The 9,007-nt window shown below is 45.2% G+C and carries 11 protein-coding genes and 1 riboswitch; all 11 genes read right to left on the bottom strand.

Annotated features, from left to right (window positions below):
• Window positions 1–238 precede the first annotated feature (238 nt).
• Window positions 239–1,027: a bifunctional hydroxymethylpyrimidine kinase/phosphomethylpyrimidine kinase gene (gene thiD, locus V7Z64_RS09695; RefSeq protein ID WP_297988707.1), complete on the bottom strand. Its 789-nt coding sequence runs from the start codon at window positions 1,025–1,027 to the stop codon at window positions 239–241.
• A gap of 5 nt (window positions 1,028–1,032) precedes the next feature.
• The gene (locus tag V7Z64_RS09690) at window positions 1,033–2,052 is read right to left on the bottom strand and encodes a MoeB/ThiF family adenylyltransferase (protein ID WP_297988704.1); all 1,020 of its coding nucleotides are present in this window, start codon (window positions 2,050–2,052) and stop codon (window positions 1,033–1,035) included.
• Window positions 2,052–2,819 carry a thiazole synthase gene (locus V7Z64_RS09685; RefSeq protein WP_297988701.1) on the bottom strand — a complete coding sequence of 256 codons (768 nt, stop codon included), beginning with the start codon at window positions 2,817–2,819 and terminating at the stop codon, window positions 2,052–2,054. The genes V7Z64_RS09690 and V7Z64_RS09685 overlap by 1 nt, the downstream gene beginning before the upstream one ends.
• A gap of 1 nt (window position 2,820) precedes the next feature.
• A complete protein-coding gene (thiS, locus tag V7Z64_RS09680; RefSeq protein ID WP_003395664.1) occupies window positions 2,821–3,024 on the bottom strand; it encodes a sulfur carrier protein ThiS in 204 nt (67 codons plus the stop codon).
• Window positions 3,008–4,129, bottom strand: coding sequence for a glycine oxidase ThiO (gene thiO / locus V7Z64_RS09675; RefSeq protein WP_297988695.1), 1,122 nt, complete (start codon window positions 4,127–4,129; stop codon window positions 3,008–3,010). The genes thiS and thiO overlap by 17 nt, the downstream gene beginning before the upstream one ends.
• A complete protein-coding gene (gene tenI, locus V7Z64_RS09670; RefSeq protein WP_334110240.1) occupies window positions 4,117–4,731 on the bottom strand; it encodes a thiazole tautomerase TenI in 615 nt (204 codons plus the stop codon). The genes thiO and tenI overlap by 13 nt, the downstream gene beginning before the upstream one ends.
• A gap of 1 nt (window position 4,732) precedes the next feature.
• Window positions 4,733–5,527 carry an energy-coupling factor transporter transmembrane component T family protein gene (locus V7Z64_RS09665; RefSeq protein WP_297988690.1) on the bottom strand — a complete coding sequence of 265 codons (795 nt, stop codon included), beginning with the start codon at window positions 5,525–5,527 and terminating at the stop codon, window positions 4,733–4,735.
• A complete protein-coding gene (locus V7Z64_RS09660; RefSeq protein ID WP_297988688.1) occupies window positions 5,527–6,975 on the bottom strand; it encodes an ABC transporter ATP-binding protein in 1,449 nt (482 codons plus the stop codon). Before V7Z64_RS09660 ends, V7Z64_RS09665 begins: the two co-directional genes overlap by 1 nt.
• A gap of 12 nt (window positions 6,976–6,987) precedes the next feature.
• On the bottom strand, window positions 6,988–7,578 hold the full coding sequence (locus V7Z64_RS09655) for an ECF transporter S component (RefSeq protein WP_297988686.1): 591 nt from the start codon (window positions 7,576–7,578) through the stop codon (window positions 6,988–6,990).
• Window positions 7,553–8,248 carry a thiaminase II gene (tenA, locus tag V7Z64_RS09650; protein ID WP_297988683.1) on the bottom strand — a complete coding sequence of 232 codons (696 nt, stop codon included), beginning with the start codon at window positions 8,246–8,248 and terminating at the stop codon, window positions 7,553–7,555. Before tenA ends, V7Z64_RS09655 begins: the two co-directional genes overlap by 26 nt.
• 88 nt (window positions 8,249–8,336) lie before the next feature.
• Window positions 8,337–8,444: riboswitch (TPP riboswitch) on the bottom strand.
• Window positions 8,445–8,541: 97 nt separating this feature from the next.
• A partial coding sequence (locus tag V7Z64_RS09645) for a hypothetical protein (protein WP_334110236.1) occupies window positions 8,542–9,007 on the bottom strand: 466 nt, incomplete at its 5' end.

The raw sequence follows: 9,007 nt of genomic DNA, 5'->3' as shown, positions 1-9,007 counted from the left end.
AAAATATATATTCATCATACCAAATTTACATGAAAAAGAAAACGACCACACAGATGTGCAGTCGTTCGTCACGATTCGATTAACGTCGTTCCGATAAAAAAAGTTAATAGTAGCACGTACGTAATGTTTAATGTAATTGAAAGTTCTTCCATCTTATTCGTCCCCTCCAGCAACATATTCCCCATTTCTATTTTAACAATGGTAGGAACGAATATGTTTGTCAATGGTGTGAACATTTTTACTCATAAAGCGCCCAATGGTTTGTCGGACCGTGCCCACCGCCGATGTGTAACGCCTGTTCGACAGCCGCTTGAATAAATCGTTTCGCGACGTCGACCGCTTCATATATCGTTTTTCCTTTCGCCAGTTGCGCGGTGATGGCGGCAGCAAACGTGCACCCCGTGCCGTGCGTATGTTTTGTGTCGATCCGTTCGCTTTTCCATTCGTAAAACTGCTCACCGTCATACAGTAAGTCAACAAGTTCGCTTCCTTCGGCGTGTCCACCTTTCATGACCACGTACCGAACGCCCAGATGATGAAGCTTTTTTGCTGCCTCTTTTCGCTCCTCTAACGTTTCAATTCGCATATTCGTTAATACTTCCGCTTCTGGGATGTTTGGCGTTAGCACATAAGCAAGCGGCAACATGTGACGCTTGAGCGCTTCAACCGCTTCTTGCTTCAGCAACGGGGCCCCACCTTTTGCAACCATGACTGGATCGACAATGATACGTGTCCAATGGTATTGTTTGATTTTATGGGCAACTAATTCAATGACTTCTTCGCTAAATAACATCCCTGTTTTGACTGCATCAGGCGACAAATCAACCGCAACACAATCAATTTGCTTTTCAATCACTTCAAGTGGAAGCGGATATACCGCTTGTACACCGAGCGTATTTTGTGCCGTTACTGCCGTAATGGCTGACATGCCAAACACACGAAACTGATGAAACGTTTTTAAATCGGCTTGAATACCAGCCCCCCCACCGCTATCTGAACCAGCAATCGTCAACGCTTTATATACCATATCCCTCACCCCAAATATTGATAATATAACCTTTTTGCTTCTTGAATGTCATTTGTACCATGAATAAATACGCGTCCATCGAAAAAAACGACAAAACGATGCTGATCAATTGTAAACGAAAATAAATAGTCATTCTGCTCCACTTGAATGCCTTGTTGTTGTAAAAAAGAAATGAGCGTTGTCCATTCCCACCCATCTCTCTGGGCAGGACGAATTTGTACAGTATCACGTCCGCACAATACAGCAAATTTCGTTTCGTTTTCATATTGAAGCGCTGGGTACGTTCGCTTATCGCCGCATGACGGGCAACCGTCTTTTTTTATACGTTTGACATCAATCATGCGATATTGTCCGCGCCATATATCAAACGAGACGAGTTTTCGATTGATGTGCTCATCATTCACTAAAATTTTCAACGCTTCGGCCGTTTGATGTGCGACAACCATATGAACGACAGGGCTAATGATTCCAGCTGTATCGCACGTCGCAACACCAAGCGGCACCTCTTCAAGCAAACAGCGCAAACACGGCGTTTCACGCGGAATGATGACGTAGCTTAATCCATAACTACCTACACACGCCCCATAAATCCACGGCACAACATACTTTTGCGAAACATCGTTCATGATCATCCGCACGTCGAAATTATCGGTGCTATCGATAATGACATGAGGGCGATCGCGTGCCACAAGATACTCAAGCAACCGCGCATCTGCATCCGCCACGATCGGCTCGATAACAACGTCGCTATTTATCGCGCGCAAATGCGTAGCGGCCGCCATCGCTTTTGGCAGGCGTCTGATTGCATCTTCTTCCGTATATAGCTGCTGACGCTGTAAATTGCTCCACTCGACATAGTCGCGATCGACAATCGTTATTTTTCCAACTCCAGCCCTCACAAGCGTTTCAGCATTTGCTGCTCCAAGCGCGCCTGCCCCAACGACGAGCACACGTTTTTCACGAATACGTTGCTGACCTGTTGCACCAATTGGAGCAAACCGTTGTTGCCGCGAGTAACGATCCATTAGACGATGCTCATCCCTTCGAGCGGGCTACTTGCTGTCGCATATCGTCTTTTCGGAATTCTTCCAGCTTCATAACCAAGTCGCCCCGCCTCAACCGCAAGTTTCATCGCTTTCGCCATTTTTACTGGATCTTTCGCACAAGCAACAGCTGTATTTAACAACACTCCATCAGCGCCAAGCTCCATCGCCAATGCTGCATCCGCTGGCCCGCCAATGCCTGCATCAATAATGACAGGCACAGCTGCTTGTTCAATAATAAATTGAATATGTAACGGATTAATAATGCCTTGACCCGATCCGATCGGTGACGCCCCCGGCATAATGGCATGGCAACCGAGCCGTTGCAGTCGTTTCGCCAACACGACGTCATCTGATGTGTAAGGTAACACGATAAATCCTTCCTCTAACAGCATTTCTGTCGCTTTTAACGTCTCCACGGGGTCAGGAAGCAACGTTCGATCGCAGCCGATCACTTCAACTTTCACCATATCACAAAGCCCTGATGCTTTTGCTAATCGAGCGATACGCACCGCTTCCTCTGCTGTTTTTGCCCCCGCTGTGTTCGGCAGCAACTTATATTTCGTCACATCGATTTTTTCTAAAAAATTTGGTTGATTCGGTTCAAAAATGTTCATTCGGCGCACCGCAAACGTTAAAATTTCTGCCCCCGACGCCTCCACAGCTTCTTTTTGAATGTCGATGTTCGGATACTTCCCTGTGCCGAGCAACAGACGAGATTGAAATGTGTACGGACCAATTTGTAACATATTATCCTCCCCCTACAAAATGAACAATTTCAATGCGATCGCCGTCCGCAATCGCTCTTTGCTCATAATTATCTTTTGGAACGATGTCCATATTGATTTCGACAATCGCAATCTTTTCATGAATATGAAAATGGCGTAACAGTTGAGCAACGGTACGCACATGATGAGGTAATTCGATCGTCTCACCATTAATGATGCAACGCATGCTTTCCCCCCTTTCTTGTAAGCGAAAATGGAGTCATATCAAATGGAACTTCTTTTCTTTCTAACATATCACTGACGCATCGACCGGTGATGGCGCTTAGTAAAATACCATTTCGATAATGCCCCGTCACAACGAATACGTTTGCATATTGTGGATGCTCTCCGATATATGGCATACCGTCTTTCGTTTGAGGCCGAATGCCTGCCCAAGCTCCCTCAAACGTAGCGGAAGCAAGCTCAGGAACGATGTGCATCCCACGCGCTAACAATTCATGCACGCTACACGCTTGCACTGTTTTATGAAATGAATGGGCAAGCGCACTAGCCCCGATCACTAAGCGATTGTTTGCTTTCGGCACAATGTAACAACCGTTTTTTGCAAATACAGTCGCTCGTAATAGACGTTTTTCTGTCGTGACAGCAACACACTCTCCTTTAACGGGATACAGATGTAACGATAATTGGAGCTTTTCGGCGAAAACAGGTGTCCATGCCCCGCACGCGATGACGATTTGTTTCGCATATATCGTCCCGCGCGTCGTTTTTACTCCGACTATGCGCTCATTATCGAAAATAAAATCGTATGCTTCTGTATACGGCAAAAATCGCGCTCCTTTAGCTATAGCGGCATGAGCAAACGCCAATGAAAGCTGCCGCGCATCAACTTGTTGATCAATCGTATACATCGCACCATGGTCAGTTTGTACATGCGGCTCCATTTGAGCAACTTCTTCTGCTGTCAACCAACGAACATGTTGCGGTTGTATACGCCTCCAAAATTCATAATGTTCCGTTAATTTTTTATACTCTTCATTTGTTGTAGCGATTTTTAGCATCCCTACGTCGTTCCAGCCGATAGTGATGTTCGTTAATTCAGCCAATTCGGCGATGATGCTCGGAAATAACGATTGGCTAGCAAGAGCGAGCGGAATAAGAGGATGATCGGTTGAAAACTCCGAATGAGCACCGAGCATCCCCGCCGCTGCCGATGATGCTTCTTGCGCTAGCTCACCGCGCTCAACAACTGTGACAGCTACCCCCCGTTTTGCTAGCTCAAAAGCGACGCTACTACCAATAATGCCTCCCCCGATAATTAAAACGTCCATGTGCTCTCCCCCATTTGTTTTCGATATAATCGCACCATTTCCAACGGGTCATCGCCATAAAATATAGTGGACATCACCGCGATCCCTTTTGCACCTGCCATAAACACATCGCGAACGTGCGCCGGTTGAATGCCGCCGATCGCAATGACAGGAATGTGTACGCGACACGTCAACTGCTGCAACGCTGGAATTCCTCGTGGCTTCATCCCCTCTTTACAGCTCGTTTCGTAAATATTTCCAAAAACCACATAGTCTGCCCCTTCCTCTTCCGCTTGTTTCGCTTCTTCAAACGTATGAACGGAACGGCCGACACGCAAAAAAGGAAAACGTTCCTTTACTCGTTTTGGCGATAAGCTATGATGTGCCAGTTGAACCCCGCCCACGCCGTAGACGACCGCAACGTCCACACGATCGTTGATGACGATTTTTTCCGCGGGCACACCTGCTTGAAGCAGTTTTTCTACAATGATCCCAATCTCTTTTGCCGGACGATGCTTTTCACGAATATGAATGAAATGAGCATAGGTGTGAACGAGCGATGAAATGTGAACGAGCGCATCTATTGACTGCTTTCCAGTTGAAATGAGATGAAGTTCTCCCATATTACCGCACATCCTTCACCGCAACGTATGGGAACACATCCGCCATATAATACCCAACAGCAACAATCATACATATGACAACAAATAAATAAACATCATATTTGCCAAGCGTCACTTCATAATAAAACGTCCGCTTTCGGTCATTTGTGAATCCTTTCGTCTCCATGGCGACCGCAATGCGCTGAGCGCGTCGAATGCTTTGCGATAAAAGCGGGATAGCATATCGCTTCACAAGTTCGAGCTTGCCGCGAAATCCATTCGCTTTTGCGGCTCGTCGCACTTTCAACGCCTGATGTACCGTTTGAAATTCTTCGACCATGATCGGCAGTAAGCGAACGGCTGCTAAAAAGCTATATGCGTATTTTGGCTTCAACTTTACTTGTTGCATAAGCGAATAAAATAAAAGCACCGGCTTCGTCGTGAGCGCAAACATCAATCCGAAAATCGCAAATAAAAGGGCGCGAAACCCGAGATGGACACCGCGATAAAAACTTTCTTCTGTAATATGAATGAGCCCCCAGCGAAACCATGTCGTTTCTCCCTTCCCAAACAAAATCATCGACGACGATGTAGACACGAAAATAAAAAGAAACGGGAGAAAAAATAAAAAGATATGTTTCATTCGATAGCCGCTGAACAATATAAACAGCAGCGTAAACCCAACCGCCCAGTTTATGAGCACGTTCGGGTTATGAACAAAAACGATGACGACAAACATCGGCAAAAAGAAGAGCAGTTTCGCTGTCGGATTCGTCTGATGCAGCCACGTTTCTTTATGTTCCATACTCCATCTCATCATATTCCACCTCGCACAACGATCCGCGGTACAACCTTTTCATCAGCGACAAGCTGTCCGTTTTCAATAACCCATCGTCTCGTGGCGAATTCCGACACGATGCGTTCATCGTGTGTTACCATCACGATTGCCTTCCCTTGTTGGCGATACGCTTCAAGCCATTCAAGCAGCGCGAACGTATTTTTCGCATCTTGCCCAAACGTCGGTTCATCAAGCAACAATAAGCGATGGCGCTCTGCCACCGATGCGGCAACGCTTAGCCGCCTTTTTTGCCCCATCGACAATTGATACGGATGTAAATGCCTATAATCAGCTAAATGAAAGCGAGCGAGCAACTGCTCTACTTTTTCTGCAATCTCGTTTTCCTTGCAGTTCTCGAGCCGCAAGCCGTATGCCAACTCATCATCGACGCGATGTGTGACAAATTGAAATTCTGGATTTTGAAACACGAAAGCCATGTTGTCGTATAACGACTCCTCATCTATAATCTGATGGCCTTGCCAATACAAATCGCCTTCTGTTCGAATGAGCTTCATTAAGCTTTGCAGCAGCGTACTTTTTCCCGCTCCGTTTTCACCTGTAACTGCAATCCATTCTCCTGCATAAATCGTCAAATGGTTGACTGCGATTTTCTCTTCTTTTTGCCGAAAGCCACGCAGCGATGGCACATGTAAAAGAACGTCTGCTTCATCATACGGTTGTTGCGCGGTTTTTGGCTTCTCATACGCCTCCCATACACCGGGGTACCAAATGCCTTGTTCGTTAATAAACGAGCGATGTGTTGAAAACACAGCGTGCGTCGGACCATCAGCGATAATATCGCCATGTTCGCTAAATAAAACGATGCGCTCAACAAAATCAAGAATGTGATCAATTTTATGCTCGACGATCACAACCGTTCGATCTTCCGCCACTTCTTTTAACGTTTCCCATACCGCTTTCGTTCCTCCTTCATCAAGAAACGCTGTCGGTTCATCTAAAAATAGCACATCAGGCTCAAGCGCCAAAACCGACGCAAGCGCCAACCGCTGTTTCATACCCCCCGATAGCGTTTGAATCGGTACGTGAACGTCCGACAGACGCAGGCGAACAAGTTGAAGAACGTGAGCGATTTTTTCATCCATGTGGGCGCGAGGTACACCGAGATTTTCAAGCACAAACGCTATTTCTTCGTCGACGTATGGCATGCAAAACTGAGAATCCGGGTCTTGAAACACATAACCTGCATACTTTGGAACATGAAGCTCTTTCGCTTTCATCGGTACATCGACAGAGCGTGGAATGATCCCTGCCATCACTTGGAGTAGCGTCGATTTTCCACACCCTGACGGACCTAAAAGCAACACTTTTTCCCCTTTTTCAATGGAAAGCGATAAATCTGTAAATAATCGCTTTTTTGCCCCAGGAAACTTTAATCGAAGTTGCTCAATATGAACAGCTTTTGTCAATGATGTCACCTTCTATTGATCTAACGAATCGTAATCTTCTTTTGACGTCGGGCGCAACAATTGCGTCACACCTGTTTTTTCAAGTGCTTTCACAAGGGAATAAGCAAACAATCCAGAAATCAAAATCGCTCCAACAAAGCGTGCGCCGATGAATAACGTTAAATTCCACCACGCTAATTGATCGATGTAACCTTTGTAAAAATCAAGCACGAGCGAAGCGATCGTCGAACCAATTGCTGCAAGCGATACAACTGCGACATCAAAACGTTTATAACGGAAAGCAGCAAACACAAGCTCAGCGAGCAATCCTTGTACGAAACCGTAAAATAACACTTCTAATCCCCATTCAGAACCAACTAAAAACTCCCCTGACGCAGCAGCAACCTCGGCAAGCAACGCCACCCCCGGCTTACGAATGAGTAAATAGGCGACTGTAGCGGCGATAAACCACATGCCATAAATGAGTTGATCGATATGAAGCCCAAGCGGCTTTACCGCATAATAAAGCGGCCCCCACACTTTATACACAATGCCAAATACAATTGCGATGACAACGGTCGTTAATACATCTGTTAATTTAAGCCCTTTCGTTTGCATAAACATTCTCCTTTCCAATTGGCCAATATTCTAATTTGTACGCCATCTCCCAAAATAAATACTCGTATTGGCTGCTGATCCAAAAGTGTTGCTTCATTCGCTCGCGCTCTTTCTCGCTCGCTGTTTTCGCGATGTCGTTTAACCGCACAATTTGTTGCTCAACAAGCTGTCTAAACCAGTCCGAGCCGTACGCTTCAATCCATTTCGCATAAATCGGCTGCTTCGGTTTGCAATGCTTTAATCTCTCCCCGATTTCGTAATACAACCAATAGCACGGCAAAATGGCTGCCAATACATCGCCAAAGTGCCCCGCAAATGCTGCCCGATACATGTGCGACGTGTAAGCATAAGCGGTTGGTGACGGAACAAACGATGCCTTTTCTTCCTCGGTAATATGAAGCTCTTTCATAAACGTCTCATGCAAACGGAGTTCAGCTCCATATGTGTTTTGCGCATGGTTGGCCATGCTTGCCGTCGTTTGTAAATCGTCGGCCATCGCCCCGCCAAGCGCTTGCACTTTCGCAAAGTGTGTCAAATAATATGAATCTTGTAATACATAATACCGGAAACAACGTAAATCGAGCGTCCCTTCCCCTAGCTCCTTTACGAACGGATGATGAAAGCTCGCCTCCCAAATCGGATCGACAGCTTGGCGCAATTGCTCTGAAAACAACATGTCCTCTCCCCCTTATAAAAAATAAAAACCACTTTCTTTGCGCAAAGAAAGTGGTTAATGAACGATGGAAATTGACATAAAGACACACTTCGCACCGTCTCCACTTCCCTACGCTGGTATAATCCAGATCAGGTTCTAAGGGTCTCAAAGGCACACTTTGATCTCAGCCCATCTAAAGGCCCCCCTAGTGGAATGCATTTGCGTTATTGACTTTGTCACTAATATTAGCATATTTCACTCAATTGTCAACCATTCCAATTCACTTATTTTTTAAGCAAGGTAAAAGCTATACCCTAATTCAGTTCGCGCGCCACAGAAATAATATAATCTATTTTCTTTATATCAAATGTTTGAGTATATGTGATGATTTCGTTTTCCTTTATTGATTTCAACGGTTTTTGCATTGGGCGCGTATAGGAGTCCATTGAAAACACGTGACCACTTAAGAAAACAGGATGAATATCTGCTTTACCATAAGGAATAAGATGTCCTGTGATATTTCTTGCTTTAATACAAAGCTTCTTTGCTCCTGTGGATGTTTGCTCGATTGAATATGAACTTAGATGAAGAGCACGATTCTCTTTCACGTCCGCATAATCTTGATCTTTAAAAAATGTGAATATTCTTCCATTCTCTACTCGCTCATCATCGATTTCCAAAATGCCTAACGAAGCGTTCCACCTTGATTTCACATCCGTTTTTTCTAATAACTGTAGATGAGCAATTTTTATAACAATAATTACCATAAAAAGAGACAAA

The organism is Anoxybacillus sp. (genome assembly GCF_036834105.1).
Lineage (GTDB): Bacteria > Bacillota > Bacilli > Bacillales > Anoxybacillaceae > Anoxybacillus.
Note: the sequence above shows the minus strand (reverse complement) of the source record. Positions and strands in the feature narration are given on the sequence as shown.

Coding starts and splice junctions, on each gene's coding strand:
- thiD (WP_297988707.1), bottom strand. CDS start 1,027: ATGGTATATAAAGCGTTGACGATTGCTGGTTCAGATAGCGGTGGGGGG.
- V7Z64_RS09690 (WP_297988704.1), bottom strand. CDS start 2,052: ATGGATCGTTACTCGCGGCAACAACGGTTTGCTCCAATTGGTGCAACA.
- V7Z64_RS09685 (WP_297988701.1), bottom strand. CDS start 2,819: ATGTTACAAATTGGTCCGTACACATTTCAATCTCGTCTGTTGCTCGGC.
- thiS (WP_003395664.1), bottom strand. CDS start 3,024: ATGCGTTGCATCATTAATGGTGAGACGATCGAATTACCTCATCATGTG.
- thiO (WP_297988695.1), bottom strand. CDS start 4,129: ATGGACGTTTTAATTATCGGGGGAGGCATTATTGGTAGTAGCGTCGCT.
- tenI (WP_334110240.1), bottom strand. CDS start 4,731: ATGGGAGAACTTCATCTCATTTCAACTGGAAAGCAGTCAATAGATGCG.
- V7Z64_RS09665 (WP_297988690.1), bottom strand. CDS start 5,527: ATGAGATGGAGTATGGAACATAAAGAAACGTGGCTGCATCAGACGAAT.
- V7Z64_RS09655 (WP_297988686.1), bottom strand. CDS start 7,578: ATGTTTATGCAAACGAAAGGGCTTAAATTAACAGATGTATTAACGACC.
- tenA (WP_297988683.1), bottom strand. CDS start 8,248: ATGTTGTTTTCAGAGCAATTGCGCCAAGCTGTCGATCCGATTTGGGAG.